The sequence below is a fragment of the Enterobacter sp. SCRI0065 genome (genome assembly GCF_059766475.1).
The window spans coordinates 1,074,843-1,099,418 of record NZ_JCBAJB010000001.1 but is presented as its reverse complement, the minus strand read 5'-3'; the positions used below and the strand labels follow the sequence as shown (position 1 = coordinate 1,099,418).

The 24,576-nt window shown below is 53.1% G+C and carries 26 protein-coding genes and 2 tRNA genes; 16 read left to right on the top strand and 12 right to left on the bottom strand.

From position 1 onward, the window contains the following. Positions 1-4: 4 nt before the first annotated feature. Positions 5-1,171, bottom strand: coding sequence for an MFS transporter (locus AC6EMZ_RS05370; RefSeq protein WP_498401366.1), 1,167 nt, complete (start codon positions 1,169-1,171; stop codon positions 5-7). Positions 1,172-1,335: 164 nt separating this feature from the next. Continuing rightward, positions 1,336-1,425, bottom strand: coding sequence for a cytochrome bd-I oxidase subunit CydH (gene cydH, locus AC6EMZ_RS05365; protein ID WP_498401365.1), 90 nt, complete (start codon positions 1,423-1,425; stop codon positions 1,336-1,338). 296 nt (positions 1,426-1,721) lie between these two features. On the opposite strand from cydH, the gene purR reads away from it, so the two are divergent. Then, positions 1,722-2,747, top strand: coding sequence for an HTH-type transcriptional repressor PurR (purR, locus tag AC6EMZ_RS05360; RefSeq protein WP_498401364.1), 1,026 nt, complete (start codon positions 1,722-1,724; stop codon positions 2,745-2,747). A gap of 18 nt (positions 2,748-2,765) precedes the next feature. Here purR and punR read toward each other — a convergent pair whose 3' ends face one another. Next, on the bottom strand, positions 2,766-3,677 hold the full coding sequence (gene punR / locus AC6EMZ_RS05355) for a DNA-binding transcriptional activator PunR (protein ID WP_498401363.1): 912 nt from the start codon (positions 3,675-3,677) through the stop codon (positions 2,766-2,768). A gap of 113 nt (positions 3,678-3,790) precedes the next feature. Here punR and punC point away from each other — a divergent pair, with 113 nt between their 5' ends. Both punC and cfa read left to right on the top strand, forming a co-directional pair. After that, positions 3,791-4,990, top strand: coding sequence for a purine nucleoside transporter PunC (punC, locus tag AC6EMZ_RS05350; protein ID WP_498401362.1), 1,200 nt, complete (start codon positions 3,791-3,793; stop codon positions 4,988-4,990). A gap of 297 nt (positions 4,991-5,287) precedes the next feature. Continuing rightward, complete coding sequence (cfa, locus tag AC6EMZ_RS05345) at positions 5,288-6,436, top strand: cyclopropane fatty acyl phospholipid synthase (protein ID WP_498401361.1); 1,149 nt, start codon at positions 5,288-5,290, stop codon at positions 6,434-6,436. Positions 6,437-6,468: 32 nt separating this feature from the next. Here the strand turns inward: cfa and AC6EMZ_RS05340 are convergent, their stop codons facing one another. Next, positions 6,469-7,107, bottom strand: a complete 639-nt coding sequence (locus AC6EMZ_RS05340; protein WP_498401360.1) for a riboflavin synthase subunit alpha — start codon at positions 7,105-7,107, stop codon at positions 6,469-6,471. Positions 7,108-7,334: 227 nt separating this feature from the next. Here AC6EMZ_RS05340 and mdtK point away from each other — a divergent pair, with 227 nt between their 5' ends. From mdtK to AC6EMZ_RS05320, 4 genes are all read left to right on the top strand, one after another. Continuing rightward, on the top strand, positions 7,335-8,708 hold the full coding sequence (gene mdtK, locus AC6EMZ_RS05335; RefSeq protein ID WP_498401358.1) for an MdtK family multidrug efflux MATE transporter: 1,374 nt from the start codon (positions 7,335-7,337) through the stop codon (positions 8,706-8,708). Positions 8,709-8,861: 153 nt separating this feature from the next. After that, a tRNA-Val gene (locus AC6EMZ_RS05330) sits at positions 8,862-8,938 on the top strand. Positions 8,939-8,942: 4 nt separating this feature from the next. After that, a tRNA-Val gene (locus AC6EMZ_RS05325) sits at positions 8,943-9,019 on the top strand. A 158-nt stretch (positions 9,020-9,177) separates the two neighbouring features. Continuing rightward, positions 9,178-10,788: an FAD-NAD(P)-binding protein gene (locus AC6EMZ_RS05320; RefSeq protein ID WP_498401357.1), complete on the top strand. Its 1,611-nt coding sequence runs from the start codon at positions 9,178-9,180 to the stop codon at positions 10,786-10,788. Between the two features lie 40 nt (positions 10,789-10,828). Here the strand turns inward: AC6EMZ_RS05320 and AC6EMZ_RS05315 are convergent, their stop codons facing one another. After that, positions 10,829-11,464 (bottom strand): carbonic anhydrase, encoded by a 636-nt coding sequence (locus AC6EMZ_RS05315; RefSeq protein ID WP_498401356.1) that lies wholly within the window; start codon positions 11,462-11,464, stop codon positions 10,829-10,831. Positions 11,465-11,726: 262 nt separating this feature from the next. Here AC6EMZ_RS05315 and AC6EMZ_RS05310 point away from each other — a divergent pair, with 262 nt between their 5' ends. Continuing rightward, a complete protein-coding gene (locus AC6EMZ_RS05310; RefSeq protein ID WP_498401482.1) occupies positions 11,727-11,867 on the top strand; it encodes a hypothetical protein in 141 nt (46 codons plus the stop codon). A 51-nt stretch (positions 11,868-11,918) separates the two neighbouring features. On the opposite strand, the gene AC6EMZ_RS05305 is transcribed toward AC6EMZ_RS05310, so the two are convergent. Both AC6EMZ_RS05305 and AC6EMZ_RS05300 read right to left on the bottom strand, forming a co-directional pair. Next, positions 11,919-13,319 carry a DUF1996 domain-containing protein gene (locus AC6EMZ_RS05305; protein WP_498401355.1) on the bottom strand — a complete coding sequence of 467 codons (1,401 nt, stop codon included), beginning with the start codon at positions 13,317-13,319 and terminating at the stop codon, positions 11,919-11,921. A 144-nt stretch (positions 13,320-13,463) separates the two neighbouring features. Further along, positions 13,464-13,631: a hypothetical protein gene (locus AC6EMZ_RS05300; RefSeq protein ID WP_498401354.1), complete on the bottom strand. Its 168-nt coding sequence runs from the start codon at positions 13,629-13,631 to the stop codon at positions 13,464-13,466. Positions 13,632-13,876: 245 nt separating this feature from the next. On the opposite strand from AC6EMZ_RS05300, the gene AC6EMZ_RS05295 reads away from it, so the two are divergent. The 4 genes from AC6EMZ_RS05295 to AC6EMZ_RS05280 are packed head-to-tail and all read left to right on the top strand — an operon-like array spanning position 13,877 to position 16,956. After that, the gene (locus tag AC6EMZ_RS05295) at positions 13,877-14,707 is read left to right on the top strand and encodes an ABC transporter substrate-binding protein (RefSeq protein WP_498401353.1); all 831 of its coding nucleotides are present in this window, start codon (positions 13,877-13,879) and stop codon (positions 14,705-14,707) included. Between the two features lies 1 nt (position 14,708). Continuing rightward, positions 14,709-15,524: an amino acid ABC transporter ATP-binding protein gene (locus AC6EMZ_RS05290; protein WP_498401352.1), complete on the top strand. Its 816-nt coding sequence runs from the start codon at positions 14,709-14,711 to the stop codon at positions 15,522-15,524. Then, the gene (locus AC6EMZ_RS05285) at positions 15,524-16,273 is read left to right on the top strand and encodes an amino acid ABC transporter permease (RefSeq protein ID WP_498401351.1); all 750 of its coding nucleotides are present in this window, start codon (positions 15,524-15,526) and stop codon (positions 16,271-16,273) included. The genes AC6EMZ_RS05290 and AC6EMZ_RS05285 overlap by 1 nt, the downstream gene beginning before the upstream one ends. Then, on the top strand, positions 16,270-16,956 hold the full coding sequence (locus AC6EMZ_RS05280) for an amino acid ABC transporter permease (RefSeq protein ID WP_498401349.1): 687 nt from the start codon (positions 16,270-16,272) through the stop codon (positions 16,954-16,956). The genes AC6EMZ_RS05285 and AC6EMZ_RS05280 overlap by 4 nt, the downstream gene beginning before the upstream one ends. On the opposite strand, the gene fumD is transcribed toward AC6EMZ_RS05280, so the two are convergent. From fumD to AC6EMZ_RS05260, 4 genes are all read right to left on the bottom strand, one after another. Continuing rightward, positions 16,937-17,146, bottom strand: coding sequence for a fumarate hydratase FumD (gene fumD, locus AC6EMZ_RS05275; RefSeq protein ID WP_498401348.1), 210 nt, complete (start codon positions 17,144-17,146; stop codon positions 16,937-16,939). The two genes, AC6EMZ_RS05280 and fumD, sit on opposite strands and share 20 nt — an antisense overlap. A 108-nt stretch (positions 17,147-17,254) precedes the next feature. Beyond that, complete coding sequence (locus tag AC6EMZ_RS05270; protein ID WP_498401347.1) at positions 17,255-18,067, bottom strand: MetQ/NlpA family ABC transporter substrate-binding protein; 813 nt, start codon at positions 18,065-18,067, stop codon at positions 17,255-17,257. Positions 18,068-18,095: 28 nt separating this feature from the next. Then, positions 18,096-18,764 carry a methionine ABC transporter permease gene (locus AC6EMZ_RS05265; RefSeq protein ID WP_498401346.1) on the bottom strand — a complete coding sequence of 223 codons (669 nt, stop codon included), beginning with the start codon at positions 18,762-18,764 and terminating at the stop codon, positions 18,096-18,098. Then, entirely contained in the window at positions 18,757-19,779 is a 1,023-nt protein-coding gene (locus AC6EMZ_RS05260) for a methionine ABC transporter ATP-binding protein (RefSeq protein WP_498401345.1), read from the bottom strand. The genes AC6EMZ_RS05265 and AC6EMZ_RS05260 overlap by 8 nt, the downstream gene beginning before the upstream one ends. A 399-nt stretch (positions 19,780-20,178) precedes the next feature. Between AC6EMZ_RS05260 and AC6EMZ_RS05255 the strand changes: the two genes are divergently transcribed. Continuing rightward, on the top strand, positions 20,179-21,549 hold the full coding sequence (locus AC6EMZ_RS05255; RefSeq protein WP_498401344.1) for a pyridoxal-phosphate dependent enzyme: 1,371 nt from the start codon (positions 20,179-20,181) through the stop codon (positions 21,547-21,549). A 10-nt stretch (positions 21,550-21,559) separates the two neighbouring features. After that, the gene (locus tag AC6EMZ_RS05250) at positions 21,560-22,702 is read left to right on the top strand and encodes a trans-sulfuration enzyme family protein (protein ID WP_498401343.1); all 1,143 of its coding nucleotides are present in this window, start codon (positions 21,560-21,562) and stop codon (positions 22,700-22,702) included. A gap of 78 nt (positions 22,703-22,780) precedes the next feature. On the opposite strand, the gene AC6EMZ_RS05245 is transcribed toward AC6EMZ_RS05250, so the two are convergent. After that, positions 22,781-22,972: a hypothetical protein gene (locus tag AC6EMZ_RS05245; protein WP_498401488.1), complete on the bottom strand. Its 192-nt coding sequence runs from the start codon at positions 22,970-22,972 to the stop codon at positions 22,781-22,783. On the opposite strand from AC6EMZ_RS05245, the gene ynhH reads away from it, so the two are divergent. Both ynhH and pykF read left to right on the top strand, forming a co-directional pair. Continuing rightward, on the top strand, positions 22,882-23,076 hold the full coding sequence (gene ynhH, locus AC6EMZ_RS05240) for a protein YnhH (protein ID WP_498401342.1): 195 nt from the start codon (positions 22,882-22,884) through the stop codon (positions 23,074-23,076). The genes AC6EMZ_RS05245 and ynhH overlap by 91 nt on opposite strands. A 7-nt stretch (positions 23,077-23,083) precedes the next feature. After that, complete coding sequence (pykF, locus tag AC6EMZ_RS05235) at positions 23,084-24,505, top strand: pyruvate kinase PykF (RefSeq protein WP_498401340.1); 1,422 nt, start codon at positions 23,084-23,086, stop codon at positions 24,503-24,505. The last annotated feature ends 71 nt before the right edge of the window (positions 24,506-24,576 follow it).

The window sequence follows — 24,576 nt, the reverse complement described above, 5'->3', positions numbered from 1 at the left end:
TTAATCACTCCGTCGCACAGGCTGGTTCCGGCTGTTTACGACCGGACAGTACAACCAACAGTAAACCGAGTGCGGCGATAATCGCCCCCATCACCGGCACAAAGCTATACCCCAGCCCGCCAGAAATCACGGCGCCACCCGCCGCTGCACCCAAAGCATTACCCAGGTTAAACGCCCCAATATTGACTGAGGAAGAAAGCCCCGGCGCTTCGTGTGCTACGCGCATCACGCGCATCTGTAATGGCGGGACAACGGCAAACGTCGCAGCGCCCCATATGACCATCGCAATCGCAGCACCAAACTCATTTCGCGCCAGCCAAGGAATGGCGATCATGATGACGATAAGCAAGGTCAGAAAACCTTTCAGCGTACCGCTAACAGAACGGTCTGCCAGCTTGCCACCCAAATAGTTGCCAATTGAAAAACCGACGCCAATCAGCACCAGCATTCCCGTGACAAAGGCCGGCGTCGCATGCGTAATGTCATGCAGAACAGGCGAGATGTAGGTGTACAGAGTGAACATGGCGCCCGCACCCAGTACCGTGGTCAGCAACGCGGACAACACCTGAGGACGAAGCAAAACCGACAGCTCTTTACGCACGTCAGGACGCTCACCGGCTCCTCCTTTAGGCAGAGAGAAGAACAGTGCCACCATCGCCACCACGCCCAGCAGGGCTGTCGCCATGAAAGACATTCGCCAGCCAATGGTCTCACCCATCCATGTTGCTGCCGGCACGCCACCAATATTCGCGATCGTCAGGCCCATAAACATGGTTGCGACCGCACTGGCCTGCTTATGTTTAGGCACCACGCTTGCGGCCACGACCGAACCCAGACCAAAGAATGCACCATGGTTCAGGCTGGTCAAAATGCGCGACAGCATCAGCGTGGTGTAGTCCGGTGAGAGCGCAGAGAGCACATTTCCCAGCGTGAAAATAGCCATCAAGAAGATCAGCGCGTTGCGACGCCCACGATGCGAAAGCAGCAGCGTCATCAATGGCGCACCAATCATTACGCCAATGGCATAAGCGCTGATAAGCATACCCGCGGCAGGAATAGAAACATCCACACCTTTGGCAATTACCGGCAGCAGTCCCATAGGGGAAAATTCAGTGGTGCCGATGCCAAAAGCGCCAATCGCCAGGGACAACAGAGGAAAGTTGATTTTCATTCATTAACTCCGGATGCCGTGTCTTTACGCGACACAGAACAAATATGCCGAAAGCATGACATCAATCACAAAAAATAAGAAGTTAACAAAATAGCAAAAGATTATTGCAGAGGGAGTAACAATGGCGGGGAGAAAGCGAGGGAGAACGCTCTCCCCCGTTTGAATCAGTGCAGTATTGCCGTAAAGCTTGCCGCAACAATCAAAGCCAGCACGATGAAAGTGGTGGTTAGCGAAAACTTAAGATCGGTATTCATCAATTTTTCTCCTTTTAATCCCCACATGAAAAGTGAGCTTGCTCATTTTTACACAGTTTATCCCAAAAATCTTCCTGGATTTAGACTGATAAGTGTTTTTACGCTTCCCCTTTTCATCAAGATAAGACAAAATTCCACGCTAAATTTATAAGCGTACCGGCCACTGACCCCCTCCTGACGTCCTGTGTCGTTTTCCCGGCGTATCGCAATTCACTTTGCGAGATAAGGGTGAGAGAAGGCAAACGTTTACCTCTCAATTTTTCAGGAGCTTAGGATATGGTCTGGAGTGACAGCTAATGGCAACGATTAAAGATGTAGCGAAACGCGCAAACGTTTCCACTACAACCGTATCACATGTAATTAACAAAACTCGTTTTGTAGCAGAAGAGACGCGCAACGCCGTTTGGGCAGCGATTAAAGAGCTGCACTACTCTCCTAGCGCCGTGGCGCGCAGCCTTAAGGTCAACCACACCAAATCAATTGGTTTGCTGGCGACCAGTAGCGAAGCGGCCTATTTTGCCGAGATAATCGAAGCAGTAGAGAAAAACTGCTTCCAGAAGGGCTATACCTTGATTCTGGGTAATGCCTGGAATAGTCAGGAAAAACAACGGGCTTACTTGTCCATGATGGCGCAAAAACGCGTAGACGGTTTGCTGGTTATGTGTTCCGAATATCCTGAATCCGTACTCTCGATGCTCGAAGAGTACCGTCATATCCCGATGGTCGTCATGGACTGGGGTGATACGCGCGCTGATTTCACCGATTCCGTCAACGACAACGCTTTTGAAGGCGGATATATGGCGGGTCGCTACCTGATTGAACGCGGCCATCGCGAAATCGGCGTTATTCCGGGTCCGCTTGAGCGCAACACCGGTGCCGGTCGTCTGGCGGGCTTCATGAAGGCGATGGAAGAAGCATTGATCGCCGTTCCAGAAAACTGGATCGTTCAGGGCGATTTTGAACCAGAATCGGGTTATCGCGCCATGCAGCAAATCGTCTCCCAACCGCATCGCCCTACTGCCGTATTCTGCGGCGGCGATATCATGGCGATGGGTGCGCTTTGCGCCGCTGACGAGCTGGGACTGCGTGTGCCGCAGGATATTTCAGTGATCGGGTATGATAACGTGCGCAACGCTCGTTTCTTTACCCCGGCGTTGACCACCATTCATCAGCCAAAAGATTCGCTGGGTGAAACGGCGTTCAATATGTTGATGGACAGAATCGTCAGCAAACGCGAAGAGTCGCAGTCCATCGAAGTGCATCCGCGCCTGATTGAACGCCGCTCGGTCGCCGATGGTCCATTCCGCGACTACCGCCGCTAATCTTTTCTGCGGGGCCGGTTATTCCGGCTCCCGCAGCCATTCCTTGTTTAGCGTTTCACTATCCCCCAGATAATCCAGCAGCCAGGCGAGCGCAGGCGACATGTCGTTTTGCTGCCAGGTCAGGCAACACGCCGCATCCGGGAAGGGGTTCTCCAGCGTCAACGCCACCCATTGTCCGTTGTCTATTCGCGGTTGGGCAAAATGTACAGGCACCATACCCACGCACAATCCCGCTGAGAGGCAGGTTGCCGATGACTCCCAGTCAGGCGCAACGACGCGTCGCTGATTGTCCAGCAGCCAGGTGATACGCTTTGGCAGTGAGCGGGAGGTATCCTCAAGCACCAGCGAAGGCCAGTTGCGCAACGTATCGTCGCTCAATGGCCCAGCCATCGTGGCCAAAGGATGGTGGCTCGCCACTACGCAGGTCCAGCTCAACGTGCCCATATCGCGAAACGTATAACGTCCCCCGACGGGGATGGCCTGGGTCGCCCCGATGGCCATTTCGACTCGCCCATCCGATAGCGCATCCCACACCCCGTTAAAAACTTCCTGGGAAACACGCAGCTCCACGTCTGAGAAATGCCGATAGAAATCGACAATCATCTGTCGGGTACGTTCAGGCTTAACAATATTATCCACAGCAATAGAAAGATGCCCGCGCCAGCCGTTGGCAATCTGCTGGCACTGCTCACGGGTGATCATCATTTTTTTGATAACAGATCGGCCTTCCTTTAAAAACCATGCCCCGGCAGGCGTCAGAACGACATCGCGATGACGTCGTTCAAACAGTGTCACCGCCAGCCATTCCTCAAGCTGGCGCACGGTATAACTGATCGCTGACGGGACGCGATGCAACTCCTGCGCCGCACTGCTAAAGCTGCCGTTACGCGCGACGGCATCGACCACTTCAAGGGAATATTCAGACCACATTTTCTGCCTACAAATATTTTGAATGCACCAGACAAATATTAGCGTTTCACAAGGGGGATTGCACTCCCTACACTCTGCGCCAAAGAACACCTGCCCTGATTAGGAAAAAAATAATGCAACCTGGAAAAGGATTTATGGTCTGGCTCGCTGGCTTAAGCGTGCTGGGCTTTTTAGCGACCGATATGTACCTCCCCGCCTTCGCAGCGATGCAGGCAGATTTACAGACGCCTGCCGCTGCCATTAGTGCCAGCCTGAGCTTGTTCCTGGCAGGCTTTGCGTTTGCCCAACTTCTGTGGGGGCCGCTCTCCGATCGCTATGGCCGAAAGCCAATTTTGCTGCTGGGTCTGACCATTTTTGCCCTGAGCAGTTTAGGCATGTTGTGGGTCCGTGACGCAACCTGGCTGCTGGTGCTGCGCTTCATTCAGGCCTTTGGCGTATGCGCAGCCGCAGTGACCTGGCAGGCGCTGGTAACCGATTACTATCCGGCTTCGCGCGTGAACCGAATCTTTGCCACCATCATGCCGCTGGTTGGCCTTTCACCCGCCCTTGCGCCGCTGCTGGGCAGCTGGATCCTGGTCCACTTTGACTGGCAGGCGATCTTCGCCACGCTGTTTATTATTACCCTGATCTTGATGATTCCGGCGTTCTCGCTAAAACCGGCTCAGCCGAAAGTCGCCGACCCCGAGGAATCGCGCGTCACCTTTATGTCGCTGCTGCGCTCACGCGACTATCGCGGTAATGTGCTGATTTATGCCGCCTGCTCAGCGAGCTTCTTTGCCTGGCTCACCGGTTCACCGTTTATCTTGCACGATATGGGCTACAGCCCTGCGGTTATTGGTCTGAGCTACGTTCCGCAAACCATCGCTTTTTTGGTGGGTGGCTATGGCTGTCGCGCGGCGCTGCAAAAATGGCAGGGACAACAAATGCTACCGTGGCTACTGGTACTTTATGCATTGAGCGTGGTTGCGACCTTTGCCGTTGGTTTTATTCCCCATGTTGCCCTGGCAGAGATTCTTATTCCCTTCTGCATTATGGCCGTCGCAAACGGTGCCATTTATCCTATCGTGGTTGCCCAGGCTTTACGTCCGTTCCCGCACGCAACCGGTAGAGCCGCCGCCCTGCAAAATACCCTGCAACTGGGCCTGTGCTTCCTGGCAAGTTTGATTGTCTCGGCTCTCATTGCCACTCCACTGATGACCACCACCAGCGTGATGCTGGTTACCGTGGCGCTGGCAGCGCTGGGTTATCGCCTGCAATCCACCGTAAAAAAGCAAAGTGATGACGGTACACAACCAGAATCATCGCAGGCATAGTGGCGCACGCAATTATGTGAAAAACCGGTGATTAGGATGCTAACAATTTTCAGTTGAATGACAGATTTTTGAGGCTTATACTAAATTCGGTTCATATAAATACGATAAATATTATGTGTTAACGGGAGCCGGAGTGCTCCCGTTTTACCATGGATGGATTTTCGGCAAGGGTTTTCTCCCTTCCTCTGTTCTACGTCGGATACTAGCCTCGCGGGTAATCCCGTGAGATTTCTCACAAACCATAAAAAGCGGCTACGCTGTTTGAAGGTTCTGATCACATCAGGTGATGGAGAAGCTATGAGTTCATCGTGTATAGAAGAAGTCAGCATTCGGGACGATAATTGGTCACGAATCGTCAGTGAATTATTGAGTCGAGCAGGCGTCACCATTAACGGTCCTGCCCCTTCGGATATCCAGGTAAAACACCCCGATTTTTTTAAGCGCGTTTTACAGGAAGGTTCCCTGGGGCTGGGAGAAAGCTACATGGATGGCTGGTGGGAATGCGAGCAGTTGGATGTTTTTTTCAACACCGTTCTGCGCGCCGGGCTTGAAAATCAACTGCCCCGGCATCTCAAAGATACGCTGCGTATCGCCTCCGCTCGCCTGTTAAATCTGCAAAGTAAAAAGCGTGCCTGGATTGTTGGCAAGGAACATTACGACCTGGGTAACGATCTTTTCACGCGCATGCTTGACCCGTTAATGCAATATTCCTGCGCCTACTGGAAAGAGGCCTCCACACTTGAAGAGGCGCAGCAGGCCAAACTGCGTCTGATTTGCGAAAAGCTTCAATTGCAGCCCGGTATGCGCGTACTGGACATTGGTTGCGGTTGGGGTGGGCTGGCCTGGTTTATGGCTAAAAATTACGGCGTTGGCGTGGTGGGCGTGACGATTTCAGCCGAGCAACAGAAGATGGCGCAAGAGCGCTGCGAAGGGCTGGATGTGACCATTCTTCTGCAAGACTATCGCGACCTGCATGACCAGTTCGATCGTATTGTATCGGTCGGAATGTTCGAGCACGTGGGGCCGAAAAACTACAATACCTATTTCAACGTTGCAGACCGCAACCTCAAGCCCGACGGGGTTTTCCTGCTGCACACCATAGGTTCCAAAAAAACCGACCATACCGTCGATCCGTGGATCAACAAATACATCTTCCCGAACGGTTGTTTACCGTCAGTGCGCCAGATCGCGAAGGCCAGCGAGCCGCATTTCGTGATGGAAGACTGGCATAACTTTGGTGCAGATTACGATACGACGCTGATGGCATGGCATGCTCGCTTTCAGACTGCCTGGCCTGAGATTGCCGACAACTATTCTGAGCGTTTTAAAAGAATGTTTAGTTATTATCTGAACGCCTGTGCTGGTGCTTTCCGCGCCCGCGATATTCAGCTTTGGCAGGTAGTATTCAGCCGAGGGATTGAAAACGGACTGCGCGTTACGCGCTAAGAAGCCGCCCCGGGAAGCCGGGGCGACGTTTATTATTCTTCAGATCCGAGCTTTAATGCCGCTTCTTTTGCCGCCAGCACGCGTTCAACGGTATCCACGACCGCCTGAGTTTGCGGATCGATTTCAATATTGATGCGATGGCCCAGTTTTTTAGTGCCGAGCGTGGTGCGCTGTAATGTTTCAGGAATTAAATGCACGCAGAAACGGGTTGGTGTCACTTCGCCAACCGTCAAACTGATACCATCAATGCCAATAAATCCTTTATACAGGATGTATTTCATGAGCGTTGGATCCTGAACCTTAAACCAGATTTGGCGGTTATTTTCAGAGGTCAGAATTTTTGATATCTCGGCGGTCGTCATAATATGGCCCGACATTAAATGCCCGCCAATTTCGTCGCTAAACTTCGCCGCACGCTCAACGTTAACCGTATCGCCTTCCACCAGCTCACCGAGGTTGGTGATGCGCAGCGTCTCTTTCATCAGGTCAAAGCTAATGCGATTACCGTCGATCCCGGTAACCGTCAAACAACAACCGTTGTGCGCAACCGATGCTCCCGTTTCCAGCCCATCGAGCATATATTCCGGCAGCTCGACAACGTGGGTACGGAAATTAGGTTTTTCATCAATGGACACCAGTTTTGCTGTGCCCTGCACAATACCAGTAAACATGCTAACAACTCCTGTATTTTCCGGACGGCGATAACACCGTTTAATCCCATCACAATAACAGTTGGAAATACAGGTTGCCAGTGGAGCACATTTTCTGGCGATTTTTTCACTAGATAATCGGGGAAACCCCGCTACAATAGCTGGAATTCCCTCTGTATTTTCTTCTTGCTGCCAGTTACGGCGGCTTTTTTAGTCCCTCAAATAACAACAATATGAAAGGTGTTCACGTGCAGAAGTACATGATTGAAGCGCGTCAGTTATTAGCGTTAGCAATACCGGTAATCATCGCGCAGGTTGCTCAAACTTCAATGGGTTTCGTCGATACGGTCATGGCCGGCGGCTATAGCGCCACCGATATGGCCGCCGTCGCCATCGGCACTTCGATCTGGTTGCCGGCGATCCTTTTTGGTCACGGACTGCTGCTGGCATTAACGCCCGTCGTTGCGCAAATGAATGGTTCTGGTCGACGCGAGCGTATCGCTCACCAGATTCGCCAGGGGTTCTGGCTGGCGGGTTTCGTCTCCATTCTGATCATGGTAGTGCTGTGGAATGCGGGCTATATCATCCGCTCCATGGATAACATCGACCCGGCATTGGCCGATAAAGCCGTAGGCTATCTGCGCGCACTGCTGTGGGGCGCTCCGGGCTATTTATTCTTCCAGGTCGCGCGTAACCAGTGCGAAGGGTTGGCAAAAACGAAGCCTGGCATGGTGATGGGTTTTATCGGATTGCTGGTTAACATCCCGGTCAATTACATCTTTATTTACGGTCACTTTGGCATGCCTGAACTGGGCGGCGTCGGCTGTGGCGTGGCCACGGCGGCCGTGTATTGGGTGATGTTCTTTAGCATGATTTCCTACGTGAAGCGTGCGCGATCCATGCGCGATATTCGTAACGAATCACGTTTCAGCAGGCCGGACATGGCTGTTTTAAAACGCCTGACCCAGCTTGGCTTGCCTATCGCGCTGGCCCTGTTTTTTGAAGTGACGTTATTCGCGGTTGTCGCTCTGCTGGTGTCGCCACTGGGTATTGTCGATGTAGCCGGTCACCAGATTGCCCTGAACTTTAGTTCGCTGATGTTCGTACTGCCTATGTCGCTGGCGGCTGCGGTCACCATCCGCGTGGGCTATCGTCTGGGACAGGGCTCGACGCTCGATGCGCAAACGGCCGCGCGCACCGGTCTGGGTGTCGGCGTGTGTATGGCGGTGTGTACGGCGATCTTCACCGTCACCCTGCGCGAACACATCGCCCTGCTCTACAATGACAATCCGGAAGTCATCACCCTGGCGTCTCAGCTGATGCTGCTGGCGGCGGTGTACCAGATCTCAGACTCCATTCAGGTGATTGGCAGCGGTATTCTTCGCGGGTATAAAGATACGCGTTCGATCTTCTTCATTACCTTTACCGCGTACTGGGTGCTCGGCCTGCCAACCGGCTACGTGCTGGCGCTCACCGATCTGGTGGTTGATCGTATGGGCCCGGCCGGATTCTGGATGGGCTTTATCATCGGCTTAACCTCTGCCGCCATCCTGATGATGCTTCGTATGCGTTTCCTGCAGCGTCAACCGTCCAGCATCATTTTGCAGCGCGCCGCACGTTAATCCCTTGGTAGCCGCCTGCGTGCGGCTACTTTCTCTCCAGTTTGCGCGGGAATGAAGCAATCGCGTGAAAAGAGTAAGAAAATTGCGATTTCCCTCTTGCCTCATCCCGCGGCTGCCGCTAATATTCGTCCCCGTTGTCCCAGACAACACGTTGCGTTCATAGCTCAGTTGGTTAGAGCACCACCTTGACATGGTGGGGGTCGTTGGTTCGAGTCCAATTGAACGCACCATTCTGCGTCCGTAGCTCAGTTGGTTAGAGCACCACCTTGACATGGTGGGGGTCGGTGGTTCGAGTCCACTCGGACGCACCATTTCAGCTCTGAAATGGTGCGAATTTCTCTTCATCCCATTCTGATTTTCAATCCTGACACTCTCCCTTATTTGCTCATTGCCCAGTTTCTACCACAATTATCCTGCATGGCTTTTATCTCCCATGGATTCGGTAAAAAAAACAGCGGGTAAAAACTCTATGAAACAGATCGCGATTGTCGGCGCAGGGCCGACGGGTATTTACACCCTTTTTTCTCTGCTGAAAAACGACACGCCACTTTCCGTCACGGTCTTTGAGCAAGCCAATGAGGCTGGCGTGGGTATGCCCTACAGCGATGAAGATAACTCCCGAATGATGCTGGCCAACATCGCCAGTATCGAAATTCCGCCCATTTTCATCACCTATCTTGATTGGCTGCGCAATCAAAGCGAGGCCCATCTGGCGCGCTACGGCGTGCAGAAAGCGTCCCTACACGACAGACAATTCCTGCCGCGCATTTTGCTCGGTGAGTATTTCCGCAATCGGTTTTTGGCCCTTCTTGAGCAGGCCAAAAAACAAGGATTTGAGGTTAACGTCCGGGAATCCTGCCAGGTTATCGACGTACAGGCCACCCCCGAGGGAGCATGCGTGTGGACCGCAGGTCATGCCGAACCCGAACCGTTTGGGCTGGCCGTTATCGCCACCGGTCACGTCTGGCCTGAAGAGGACACCACGCCGCGCGCCTTCTTCCCAAGCCCATGGTCCGGGCTGATGGAGGCAAAAATCAGCGCCTGCCGCGTCGGTATCATGGGGACTTCTCTTAGCGGGCTAGACGCAGCAATGGCCGTGGTCATCCAACACGGTGAATTCACTGAGCGCGAGGGCGAACCTACCCACTTCCGACTGGATGAAGGCAGCGAGGCGCTTAAAATTGTTCTGATGTCCCGCTCGGGCATCCTTCCGGAAGCCGATTTTTACTGCCCTATCCCCTACGAGCCGTTAACCCTCGTCACGGAACAGGCGATAGAGGCGGAAATAGAGAAAGGATCAGAAGGCTTACTCGACCGTATCTTCGGCCTGGTCGTGCGCGAGCTTGAGTTGGCCGACCCGCAGTGGTGCCAGACGATGGCGTTAAACACCCTTGATGCTGACAGCATTCGTGACGCATGGTTTGCCGACCGGCAACAGCACGGTCCTTTTCGCTGGGCGGTATCAAACCTTGATGAAGTGGAGCGTAACAAGCGCGACAGGCGGACGGTGCCGTGGCGTTATACCGTCCTGCGCCTGCACGAGGCCGTGCAAGAAATTGTGCCTCACCTCAGCGAGCAGGACCGGGAACGCTTTAATCATGGGCTGGCACGCGTATTTATCGACAACTATGCCGCCATTCCTTCCCAGTCTATCCGCAGACTACTGGCCCTGCGCGAGGCGGGTATCATTAGCATTCTTGAGCTTGGCAACGATTATGAAATGGCACTCAAAGAGGATCGGACGGTGATTAATGCCCGGGGCGAGACCTGGACCTTCGATACGTTTATCGACGCGCGCGGTCAGAAACCGCTTAAAACCAAAGATCTGCCGTTCCCTACGCTTCGTAAACAGCTCGAATCTGCCGGAGAAGATATTCCAGACGTTGGCGATGATTACACCCTGCTTGAGCCTGAATACCTTCGAGGTCGCATTGCCTTTGGCGCGTTACCTTACCTGATGCATGACCAACCTTTTGTTCAGGGACTGGTGGTCAGTGCAGAAATCGGGGAAGCAATAGCCAAAGCGGCGATAATGCCAGCTACGCGTGCGCGCAGACGATTGCCGTTTATTGAAGACTGATAAGATTCAGGGCGGGATATCCCGCCCTTTACGCGACGATTTATTCGAAGAAAACGCCCGGATTATCAGACAGCGAAATAAAGGTTTTACTGTCTTTATCCAGCGCACGAATGTCGCCGCTTTCAATATCGTAAACCCAGCCGTGCAGACGGATGGTGTTGTTACGCAGGCCTACCGCCACCGAAGGGTGGGTTTTGATGTTGCTCAATTGAGCAAACACGTTTTCCTGGACCATGGCGTTAACTTTGTCCGTCGGATTGTCCCAGCTTTTATTTTCCACCACCGCTTTTGCCGCATCGGAATAGCGCAGCCAATGTGACACCGCTGGCATAGGGTCCAGATTCGCGTTATCAGCAATCGCCTTCATGGCACCACAGTTAGAGTGACCGCAAATCACAATGTCGGTAACACCCAGCGCCACGACGGCGTATTCGATGGTAGCCGACACGCCACCGGGTTCTGGCCCGAAAGGCGGCACGATATTGCCAGCATTACGAATGACAAAGAGCTGTCCCGGATCTTGCTGCGTCACCAGTTCAGGAACCAGACGGCTGTCAGAGCAGGAGATGAACAGCGCTTTGGGATTCTGGCTGGAGGCTAAGCTGCGAAAAAGCTCTTTACGTTGCGGAAAAATCTCTTTTTGAAAGCTGAGAAAACCTTCAATGATATGTTGCATAGCAGTGTCTCTTTTTCTGTTTTAGTGTAGGCATGATCGGGATCACACTCTTAAAGTTTAACTACCGCGCTACATTTCAGACAAGCAATATATTTTTGTCCTGAATCCAGCATCAGGTCTGACATAAAACGATCGTTGCCGCTCCTTTGAATCGTTAATTGATCAGTATGGCAGGGATTATCCTTACGTGCGGCGATGTTCATCCGGCGATATTTTTGCCCTATAATGTTTCTACAGCAAAAACGAACCAAGCAGGTAAATGATGGAAATTGATCTCGAGAATCTGGTGTTTAGCGGACTGGATGAAGCCGAAGAGCGTAATGCGGAACGTCTGGAAGATGCGGATAAAAAAGCGCAAGCCGTGATCGCTGATGACGACTGCGGCGATGCCTGCAAGATCTAAATGCGAACCTCTGCACCGTGCATTGCGCCCGGTGCTTTTCCTCTTTGCGCCTTAAATTTCCGGCGTCTTTTTGAAGCCCGTCAGCATCAGTATCAGGCTTTCCTGCGAAGAGCCGGGTTCAAACTGATAGTGATTCCCCTGACGATCCCCGCCGATATACCATGAAATTTCGGTTTTCCCCTGAGCCAAAGCCTTGCGCACCGCTTTATCAACATCGACCATCCGATATTCACGCTTGTTGTCGAGATAGAGCACGGCATCTGATTTGTAAGTACAGGCCGGACGCGTTTTCCACGTCACGCTCGCGCCGTTCCAGTCATTGCTGGCCGGATAGAAGAAGATCTGATCGGCACCGTTTGTTTCAACCTTGCCACCGTAAATACGCACACGATACTTAAACAAGGCAGAATCCTGCCCGGCAGGCTGGGCTGGGATGGTAAATTTCACCAGTGACAGGGTTTCCGTGTTTGCGGTTCGGCCTCCGTTTTGCCAGTTATCCTGCACCAGCAGCGCTTGCGGAGCGGGTATTCGGGTATCCGGTTCAACGCTACTCAACCACACGCTCTCTTTTGCCTGGGAAAAGCCGTAAGGCACATTGGTTCCGCAGTCCATCCCGCGATTCATGCAAAAATCAGTCATGAAGCGAGCGCCCTCTTCCGTCCAGCCGTTCATAAAATCAGCATGTGCTGTGTAAAGGCTTCCCCAGTTTTCTTCACGTTCGTCGCCATGCATGGTGGGATCGAGAGAAAGCTGGGCTTTGCCCGTATCCAAAGCGGTTATCCCCGGGATCACGTAGGCAATATTCATGTTAACGGTTGGGATTTTGACCGGAAACGCCGACGGGCATTCCCCATGACTATCGTAGGTGGCATTTGCCAGGCCATGAGCCGGCTTAAGGTTTATGCCGTCCCAGCAGTTGGGGAACTGAATACCGATATTAAACTGCACGGCGTCCTTCGCTTTTCGCAGACCGCAGATTTCCCCCGTCTTATTGCTGTAGCCCTTACCGTTAGCGCATAAGAAGGTGATATGAGGATTGGGTTTAACGCCGTGATGATCGCCCGCCAGCAACGCCAGTCCGGCCGGGAAAGGGTGCAGAGGATTAAGCTCGACGTTCGACGCCTGATAATAGGTTTTCTGATAGGCCGGTTTTACCACCGTTCCGTCGGGCAACCGCAGCGAGGGTGACCAATAGGCCGAGCTATCGGCTTTGTTATCGCAGGTGGTATCAGGCTTTGCGCGCAATGACGCGTTGGATGAGCTGGCGTCGGTATGGGTATTGCCGAAGAAATCATGCAGCATCGCATGGTCAGGCATACCAAACATCATGATGGCATCATCCCCCAGATTGTGGCTATACGCACATACCACATGCGCCTGAGGGCCAGCGTGTGCCTGTAATGCCGTGAAAAATAATAGAGAAGAAAATGTCGCTAGTGTGGTCCGTTTCATCAGTGGCTCCCGTGTTCAAGGGCCACATTGGTACCAAAATTAACCTCTTCTACCGAGATGTTTGCCGCGTACTTTTCCGCTCATCAGGGCTTTACAGAGCCCAGGCACAGCTCGTTCCAGTAGGTGACGCGCGTGTGGCGCAGCTCAGCGTGGTGTTTTGTCATGGAACCACTCCGGATCAATGTTCGCCACATCCACGCCGTACAAGCTGGCAATCGGCAGAACGGATTCAATAACACGTTGCGCACTGTTCTCTGCGCGCTCTGATTTACCAACAAAAAACCGCCGTAACGTATTTATCCAGTTTTGCATGATGACCTCTCCTCATCTCTCTGCTCAATCTGAGTAAATCACGCTCCTCGCCCTGCGCGAAATATCATTATCGGCAGACGATTTCTGTTAACCGCAAAAGCCTTCTTTTCCGCTACTTGCTGGTAACACATTGTTCACTAATATCTTTTTGCATATAGCAAAGAACTTTTTCTTATTTGGCGAGGGAGAACGCTTATGGGAGCGTAACGGAACAAAACAAAAACGACGGGATATCTGAGGGAACTATGGCTACACACAAAAAGTATCATCATCAACTCGCACTGGCGCTGGGATTACTGACTGCAGGTGGGATTCTGTCCGCTCAGGCACAGGCAGACCAACTGGCTGATATCAAAGCGGCTGGCGTCGTAAAGGTCGCCACATTTGATGCCAATCCGCCGTTCGGCTCTATAGATGCGAAAACGCATGACATCGTCGGGTATGACGTCGATTTCGCAAAAGCGTTGGCCAAAAAATTAGGCGTTAAGCTGGAGCTGGTGGCGACTAACCCGGCAAACCGTATTCCGCTTCTGCAATCAGGTAAAGCCGATCTTATCGTTGCCGATATCACCATCACCCCAGAACGCGCGCAGGTCATCGATTTTTCCACGCCGTATTTTGTCACCGGCCAACAGTTCCTGGTCCCGGCAAAATCGGCAGATAAGCTGGACGACTATAGCAAGGCTCGCATTGGTGCAGTAAAAGGCACTACCGGTGAGCAGGCGCTGCATCAGCGCTTCCCGCAGTCTCGCGTGCTCTCCTACGATGATATCCCACTGGCGTTGACCGCGCTGCGTAACGGCAACGTTCAGGCGATCACCCAGGACAGCACGATCCTGGCGGGCCTGCTGGCTCAGGCTCCGGATAAAGCCAACTTCAAAATTCTTCCGGACCTGTTGAGTAAAGAAGAGATCGGCGTAGGCGTAAAAAAAGGGGAAACCTCCCTGCTCAAGGTGGTTAACGACGAGTTGGTAAATCTTGAGAAAACCGGCGAAGCCGCCAGGATTTACGACGTCTGGTTTGGCCCACAAACCCAATCTCCGCAACCCCGCGCCTTTACAATAGAAGCCCAGTAAGATGCTCTCAGGTTTATTCTCACGCTCCGCGGCCCGTGCCGCGGATTTTTCACATCTGGACCAGGCAAGCGTTGAGTTTCGCGACGTCGTGAAAAGCTTTGGCGATCACCGCGTCCTGGACGGCGTCAATCTCAGTATCTCCCCCGGCGAAGTGGTGGCGATCCTGGGTCCATCCGGTTCCGGTAAATCCACGTTAATCCGCTTAATCAATCAGCTTGAATCACTCAACGGCGGCGAAATCCTGATCGACGGTAAACCCACCGGGCAACTTAACCGTGCGGCGTTACGTCAGCTTCGAAGCCGCGTCGGGTTTGTATTCCAGCAGTTTAATCTCTACGCCCACCTTACGGCGCGCCAGAATATCTCGTTGGCTTTGGAGCATGTCCACGGCTGGCCCCCTCAGCAGGCGCAGGAACGTGCGCTAACGCTACTGGAAAAGGTCGGTATGCTGGAAAAGGCCGAACATTTCCCGGCTGAGCTTTCCGGTGGACAACAACAGCGGGTCGCTATCGCCCGGGCGCTGGCGTCCTCTCCGCAAATCATCCTGTTTGATGAGCCGACTTCCGCGCTGGATCCCGAGATGATTGGTGAAGTGCTGTTCGTCATGAAGGCATTGGCCCACAGTGGTATTACCATGATTGTGGTCACGCATGAGATGCAGTTTGCCCGCGAAATTGCCGACCGGATCGTATTTATCGACGGCGGACAGATTCTGGAAACCGCGCCACCAGAGCAGTTTTTTCACCATCCTGCGCATCCGCGCGCGCGGCGTTTTCTGCAAAAGGTGCTGAACCCACTGCATCAGGAGCAGCCATAATGCCCGCGCTCGACTGGCAAGGAGTGCTAACCGGGCAACCCTTGCAGTGGATCCTCTCCGGTTTTTTGACCACCTTATGGGTAACGCTCGCCGGGATAATTATCGCCAGCGTCTTTGCCATTCTGTTTTTGCTGTTGCGCCTGGCGGGCGGTAAAACCGGTCACGCCATAGTGTCCATATGGGTCTCGGTGTTTCGAAATACGCCGTTACTGGTTCAGTTACTATTCTGGTATTTTGCCGCGTGGAATGGGCTACCTGTGGCTTTTCGCGATGTCATCAACGCCGATCACGCCTGGTCTATTCTGCCGGGCGATGTCTGGTGGTTTACGCCCGAGTTTCTGTGCTCTGCCTGGGGTTTGGGCGTTTTCACCTCTGCGTTTCTCATCGAAGAGATCGAATCTGGACTCCACGCCGTTTCAAACGGGCAACGACAGGCCGCGCTGGCACAAGGCTTTTCGGCCTGGCGTCTGTTTCGCTACATTTTGCTGCCACAAGGGCTCGCTAACGCCTGGCAGCCGGTTGTCGGGCAATATCTGAATCTGATGAAGCTCTCTTCGCTTGCCAGCGGGATTGGCTTTGCCGAACTGACCTATCAGGTGCGGCAAATCGAAAGCTATAACGCTCATGCGCTTGAGGCGTTTACCGTTGGCACGGTGCTTTACCTGCTGACCGGTATCGCGCTGGGACTCGTGCTCGTGAAGCTCGGGCCCTCAACGCAAAAAGGTCGCCAACGGAGGGTAAACGCATGATCACAGGATTCACCGTCATTACCGACAATCTGGATTATCTGCTGTGGGGAAGGATGTCCGCAGGCCAGCCTGGTGGCGTACTGCTGACGTTATTGATGGCACTGGGAGCCGCCGTGCTGGCGCTGCCTGGCGGTATTGTACTGGCCAGTCTTGCCTGGCGTTATCCGGGCTGGGTGCGTAAAACGTTATTCTTGTGGGCTGAGTTGATTCGCGGTATTCCGCTTATCTTCGTCATCTTCTGGATGTGGTATCTGCTGCCACTCATGACCGGCGCGGATTTACCGGGCGCGCTCACCGTCACGCTGGCGCTGGCATGGTTTACGGCAGCGGCCGTGATGCACTCGGTGCTGGCGGGTCTGCGGGCCTTGCCCACAGGGCAATACGAAGCGGCGTTGACGCAGGGATTTGGCACGCAGCAAACGCTGTGGTTGATCCTGTTACCTCAGGTATTGCGCAATATTTTGCCGTCGCTGCTGGGGATCTTTATCAACTTGCTGAAGGACACGTCGCTGGCGTTTATTGTTAACGTGCCGGAACTGACGACCGTCGCAGGCCAGGTAAACAACCGGGTACAGATTTACCCGGTGGCCATCTTTATCTTTACCGGTGTCGTTTACTATCTACTCTGTTGTTCTCTTGAGCAGATAGCCAAACGCTGGCGGCCTAGCCAGCCAGCGCTTTAACCACCGTTATCATAGCTTCAGTGGTCAGCTCACTGCGCGCCACGCGCTGGTTCGCCAGCGCGGTACGCAGCACGCCCGCAATAACAATATGCTTTGGCTCCTGCCCTAAATCACGCATCTCAAGCACCACCTTTCCGACCACCCGGCACATCTCCTGGTAAAGCGCTTCGTCTTTAGTCACATTGCCCATTGTTATCACTCCATTGCTTCAAACAAGCAGCATAAATGATTCATAGGCCGGATACAAAAAAGAAGCCCGGCGAGAACCTCGCCGGGCTTTAGCAAAGAAATCAGCAGATTAGTTATTAACAGGGATCACAGCGCCTTTGTATTTGGTGCGGATCCAGTCCTGAATTTCTTTAGAGTGCAGCACGTCCACCAGCGCCACGATGTCTTTCTTCTTCTCGTCGCCGCGATGAACAGTAATGATATTGGCATACGGGTTGTTTTCACCGCTCTCTACGGCAATCGGATCGTGAACCGGGTCCAGACCTGCATCAATCGCGTAGTTGGCGTTAATCACCACGGCTGCTCCCTCATCGTTGTTGTACATCTGCGGCAACAGCGCAGCTTCAACGTTTGGCGTAAATTGCAGTTTTTTCGGGTTCTCAATGATATCGCTAATGCGCGCGGTCACTTTATCGATGCCCGGCTTCAGCTTAATCACACCCTCTTTTTCGAAGATAGAGAGAATACGGCCTTCTTCAGATACCGCATCGCGCATGATGATTTTGCCGCCTTCCGGCAGGTCCTTCAGCGATTTATACTTCTTGGAGTAAATTCCAATCGGCTCGATGTGAATCGCACCTGCACTGACGAAATCGTAATCTTTATCGCCAGCATGATCCTTCAGTACGCTGTTCAGATACGGGATGTGCTGGAAATAGTTGGCATCGATGTCGCGGCCCGCCAGCGCGGTATTTGGCAGAATGTAATCCTGGAACGGTTTGATCTCCAGATCGATACCCTGCTTCGCCAGAATCGGTTTCGCCTGTTCCAGAATTTCGGCATGCGGCGTGTTGGATGCGCCCACAGTCAGCGTATCAGCCCATGAAGCAAAGCTCAGGGCGCTCAGGGTTGCGGCGGCAATCAATGTCAGTGTTTTTTTCATGATGTGTGTTCCTGTGAATTATGGGTATTTATCGTTTATCTAACAGTGAAGTAATGACATCGCCGCAGAACTGGATAATGAAAACGATGATCAAAATCGTCACCGTCGCCACCAGCGTGACATCACCATGGTTGCGCTGGAATCCTTCCAGATAAGCCAGATTTCCCAAACCGCCGGCCCCAATCACCCCTGCCATTGCGCTGTAGCTCACCAGTGCAATCAACGTCACCGTAATGCCTGATACCAGTGCAGGTGAGGATTCCGGCAGCAAAACCCGAAAAATTAACGTACTTAACCGTGCGCCCATGGAGCGCGTCGCTTCGATCACCCCTTTGTCCACTTCGCGCAGGGCAATCTCTACCAGGCGAGCGTAGAACGGTGCGGCACCCACGATCAGCGCGGGCAGCGCCGCGTTCGCACCCAGAATGGTGCCGACGATAGTTTTGGTAAACGGAATCAACAGCACGATCAGAATGATGAACGGAATAGAACGGAACACGTTCACCACAATGGAGATCACGCTATACAAAGTGCGATTATGAAACAGCCCACCGCGTGCCGTTAAAAACAGCGCTAATCCCAGCGCAATACCCAATACAAAGGTTGCGATACCGGAAAGCGCGGTCATATAAAGGGTTTCGAGCGTCGCGGCCCACAGTTGGTCCCACTTCAGATGCGGGAAGAGATTCTCAGCCATGCTTAATTACCTCACCATCAATATCGCTGTGCTTCAGGTCGGCGAGGATATTGTTCAATTGTTCTTCCGTTGCCACCACGTGTAGCCAGAGCTGGCCGAATACGCCGTGCGCGGTTTGGGTCATTTTGCCGTGTAAAATGTTAAACGGCAGGCCGTAACGCAGGGTCAGTTCGCCCACAATCGGCCTATGGGTGCTGTGCCCGGTAAACGTCAATTTGATGACCGTGCCTTCGAGTTCGTTTGCCAGTTCCGGGTTGAAGGCTTCTTCCTCGTGATACTGACTGACCTGGCGCACAAACTGCTGGGTGATCGGTTTTTGTGGATGGGTAAAGACGTTCAGGACATCGCCCTCCTCCACGACTTTGCCGTCTTCCATCACCGCCACGCGATCGCAAATTTTGCGCACCACGTGCATCTCGTGCGTAATCAGCACGATGGTTAATTTGAACCGACGGTTGATATCAAGCAGCAGATCCAGAATTTGATCGGTAGTCTGCGGATCCAGCGCGGAGGTGGCTTCGTCACACAGCAGCACGTCCGGATTGTTCGCCAGTGCACGGGCAATACCCACGCGCTGCTTCTGACCGCCGCTAAGCTGTGACGGGTAGGCGTGTTCACGCCCCTTCAGCCCAACCAGCTCCACAAGCTCAGCCACCCGAGCCTTGATTTTGGCTTTCGGCACGCCCGCGATTTGCATGGAAAACGCGATATTCTCGGTTACCGTACGCGACCACAGCAGGTTGAAGTGTTGAAAAACCATGCTAATTTTCAGTCGCGCCTGGCGTAATGCTTCACCTTTTGCCGCTGAGATATCCTGGCCATTAATGGTCACGTTGCCAGAGGTCGGTTTTTCCAGGCCGTTGAGCAGACGAATTAAGGTACTTTTACCCGCGCCGCTGTAGCCAATAATTCCGTATATCTGTCCCTGCTCGATCGTCAAATTGACGTTATCAACGGCAGTCAGCGCCACTTTTCCGTTGTCAAAAATCTTCGAAATATTCCTGAGAACAATCATTATTTTACTTATCCGTTACGCATATAGCGGTTTAGCAGTATGGATGTCCAAACGATAGTAAACAGACGTTATCATGATTTAAATGAACAAAATAGTCTTACTTATAACCACAGTGAATATACGGCGTGGCGACTGGGCGCAGGACGATTAGCTTATTTTCAGTAATGATTATCTGCGCGATGCATATACGGCGGGGTGAGAGGGGCTAATACGGTCGTTTTTGCAGCATTTTATGCGTACATAGACATCCCTCCATCTGGAGCACTTTACGGCTTGCAGTCCTTACTGCCGAAATAGTCATTTATATTACTTTCCGTTCTAACAACCAGTGAAACGTTCTTTATTGAGAATTTTTCATAGTTCTATCATCCAGCCATGTCCTTAATCAGGGAAAATACCATGGCAATTTATCACTCCGTCACTGAACTCATCGGCCATACGCCGCTTATCCAGTTGCACAAGCTCGATGCAGGCCCGTGCTCGCTGTTTCTGAAACTTGAAAACCAAAACCCCGGCGGCTCTATTAAAGATCGCGTGGCGCTGTCAATGATTGATGAAGCCGAACGACAAGGCCTGCTGGCGCCGGGCGGGACGATTATCGAAGCGACGGCCGGGAACACCGGCCTCGGGCTGGCGCTGATTGCAGCGCAAAAAGGCTATGCATTGATTCTGGTCGTACCCGACAAAATGAGCCGCGAGAAAATCTTCCACCTGCGCGCGCTGGGAGCGCAGGTGGTGCTGACCCGTTCCGATGTGAACAAGGGCCATCCGGCTTATTATCAGGATTACGCCACCCGCCTGGCGAAAGAACTCCCCGGCGCTTTTTATATCGATCAGTTTAATAACAAGGCCAATCCGCTGGCGCACAGCACCACCACCGCCCCGGAACTGTTCGAACAGCTCGAAGGACACATTGATGCGATTGTGGTTGGCGTCGGTTCGGGTGGAACGCTGGGCGGACTCCAGACCTGGTTTGCTGAACATTCACCGCATACTGAATTCGTGCTGGCCGATCCCGCAGGTTCAGTACTGGCCGATCAGGTCGAATCCGGACGGTATAAGGAAGCAGGCTCCTGGCTGGTTGAGGGTATCGGCGAAGACTTTATTCCTCCACTTGCGCATATCGAAGGCGTGCAGCAGGCGTATCGCATCACCGACCGGGAGGCGTTTACCACCGCTCGCGACCTGCTGAAAACCGAAGGCATTCTTGCAGGATCCTCCAGCGGTACGCTGCTTGCCGCCGCCCTGCGCTACTGCCAGGCGCAAACCACGCCAAAACGCGTGGTGACCTTCGCCTGTGACAGCGGCAACAAATACCTGTCCAAAATGTTCAACGATGACTGGATGCGCCAGCAAGGGCTTATCACCCGCCCGCAAACGGGCGATCTCTCTGATTATATCGCCCTTCGCCACGATGAAGGCGCGACTGTCACCGCCGCGCCTGATGACACGCTCGCGACCGTATTAGCGCGAATGCGCCTGTATGACATTTCTCAGCTACCGGTGCTGGATAACGGCAAGGTGGTCGGCATCGTGGACGAATGGGATCTGGTCAGCCATATCGCAGGCAACGGAGCGCGTTTCGCCCTGCCCGTTACGCAGGCCATGACCCGAGGCGTCGACGTTCTCGATAAAAGCGCGTCGGAAAGCGAGCTAAAACCGATTTTCGCTCGGGGACAGGTGGCGGTGATTAATGACCGCGATCGTTTCCTCGGCCTGATTACGCGCAGCGATGTCCTCACCGTCTGGCGCAACCGTCTACAACAATAAGGAGAGCACCATGAAATCACTGGCAACATTAAGCGTACACAGCGGCGAGTTTAACGATGCACACGGGGCCGTTATGCCGCCGATCTATGCCACCTCGACGTTTGCGCAACCTTCGCCTGGCGAACATACCGGCTATGAATATTCCCGTAGCGGCAACCCCACCCGTCACGCGCTGGAAACGGCGATTGCCAAGCTGGAAAGCGGGACGCGCGGTTACGCGTTTGCGTCCGGGCTGGCGGCCATTTCCACCGTGCTGGAACTGCTGGATAAGGATAGCCACATCGTCGCCATTGACGATGTGTACGGCGGAACGTATCGCCTGATTGAAAACGTGCGCAAGCGCAGCGCCGGTTTACAGGTCAGTTGGGTGAAGCCGGGCAATCTGGATGCGCTCGAAGCGGCCATCCGCCCGGAAACCCGGATGATCTGGGTTGAAACGCCGACCAACCCGCTGCTGAAACTCGCGGACCTCGCGGCCATTGCCGATATTGCACGTCGCCATCGCATCATTAGCGTGGCGGATAACACGTTCGCTTCACCGGTCGTTCACCGCCCCCTTGAGTTTGGCTTCGATATCGTGGTCCATTCTGCGACCAAGTATCTTAATGGTCACTCCGATGTGGTGGCAGGTCTTGCGGTCGTGGGCGATAACCCTGCGCTGGCGGAACAATTAGGATATCTGCAAAACGCGATTGGTGGCGTGCTGGATCCCTTTAGTAGCTTCCTGACCTTACGCGGTATTCGTACCCTCGCGCTTCGCGTAGAAAAACACAGTGCCAATGCTCTGACTATCGCCCGGTGGCTGGAGCAGCACCCGCAGATTGATAAAGTGTGGTTCCCGTGGCTGGAGTCTCATCCGCAATACCCGCTGGCTCGCACCCAGATGGCACTGCCTGGTGGGATGATTTCTGTGGTCGTGAAAGGCGATGCGCAACGGGCTACACAGATTATCCGTAAGCTCAAACTGTTTACCCTTGCCGAAAGTTTGGGTGGCGTCGAGAGTCTGGTGAGTCAACCTTTCAGCATGACGCATGCCTCTATTCCGCTTGAGCAACGACTGGCAAACGGCATTGTTGCGCAACTGATTCGTTTCTCTGTCGGAATAGAGGATGAGAACGACCTGATCGCCGACCTCGAACAAGCGCTCAGATAATAAGCAAAATGCGGCAGGCAGGACGCCTGTCGCGATAAGATGCAATTCTACCTTAACGCCTTGATAACAACCTGAATGTTAAAATCCATTGATTATTTTTGAAACGCTGTTTTCATTTTCCTTTTGCCTAACAATCAGCGTATAATGCGCGCCTAATCCCTGGTGAATGGTTTCAGCGCTTGGACTATAAAAAACAACGTACAACTTCTTCTCTCCTCCGTTGGGCTGAAACTCAGGCACACTTTCTTCTGCACGCTCATTTGATGTCACCTATCCTTAGTGCGTGCCACTTAAAATTTCGCAACACAGGTTTGACTCCGCGGCAGTGCGCCCCCGGAGCGAGATTCCCATATCCTTCCCAACTTAAAGACTAAGACTGTCATGAAAAAGACGAAAATTGTTTGCACTATCGGCCCGAAAACCGAATCTGAAGAGATGCTGAGCAAAATGCTGGACGCCGGCATGAACGTAATGCGTCTGAACTTCTCTCACGGCGATTATGCTGAACACGGTCAGCGCATTAAGAATTTGCGCAACGTGGTGAGCAAGACCGGTAAGAAAGCCGCCATCTTGCTGGATACCAAAGGTCCAGAAATCCGCACCATCAAACTGGAAGGCGGCAATGACGTCTCCCTGAAAGCGGGCCAGACCTTCACTTTCACCACTGACAAAACCGTTGTCGGTAACAGCGACATCGTTGCGGTCACCTACGAAGGTTTCACCAGCGATCTGTCCGTTGGCAACACCGTACTGGTGGATGACGGCCTGATCGGCATGGAAGTCACCGCTATCGAAGGCAAAAACGTTGTTTGTAAAGTGCTGAACAACGGCGACCTGGGCGAAAACAAAGGCGTTAACCTGCCGGGCGTTTCCATCGCGCTGCCAGCACTGGCTGAAAAAGACAAACAAGACCTGATCTTCGGCTGCGAACAAGGCGTTGACTTTGTTGCTGCGTCCTTTATCCGTAAGCGTTCTGACGTGGTTGAAATCCGTGAGCACCTGAAGGCGCACGGTGGCGAGAAGATCCAGATCATCTGCAAAATTGAAAACCAGGAAGGCCTGAACAACTTCGACGAAATCCTCGAAGCCTCAGACGGCATCATGGTTGCGCGTGGCGACCTGGGTGTTGAAATCCCGGTTGAAGAAGTTATCTTCGCGCAGAAGATGATGATCGAGAAATGTGTTCGCGCGCGTAAAGTGGTTATCACCGCAACGCAGATGCTGGACTCAATGATCAAAAACCCACGTCCAACCCGCGCTGAAGCAGGCGACGTTGCGAACGCCATCATTGACGGTACCGATGCCGTCATGCTGTCTGGCGAATCCGCTAAAGGTAAATACCCGCTGGAAGCCGTGACTATCATGGCAACCATCTGCGAACGTACTGACCGCGTGATGACCAGCCGTCTGGATAACAACAACGACAGCCGTAAACTGCGCATCACCGAAGCCGTATGCCGCAGCGCAGTTGAAACCGCTGAAAAACTGGAAGCGCCTCTGATTGTTGTGGCAACCCAGGGTGGTAAATCTGCTAAAGCTGTTCGTAAATACTTCCCAAGCTCAACGATCCTGGCACTGACCACTAACGAAACGACTGCTCGCCAACTGGTACTGAGCAAAGGCGTGGTCCCACACCTGGTAAAAGAAATCGCGTCTACCGATGATTTCTACCGTCTGGGTAAAGAAGTTGCCCTGCAGTTGGTTGATCGTGGTCTGGCTCAGAAAGGCGACGTTGTTGTGATGGTTTCTGGTGCTCTGGTACCAAGTGGAACCACTAATACGGTTTCTGTTCACGTCCTGTAATCATTATCAAACGAATTAATTTTGATAAAAGCGCCCTCTGGGCGCTTTTTTATTTGTGTCATTCGCCAACT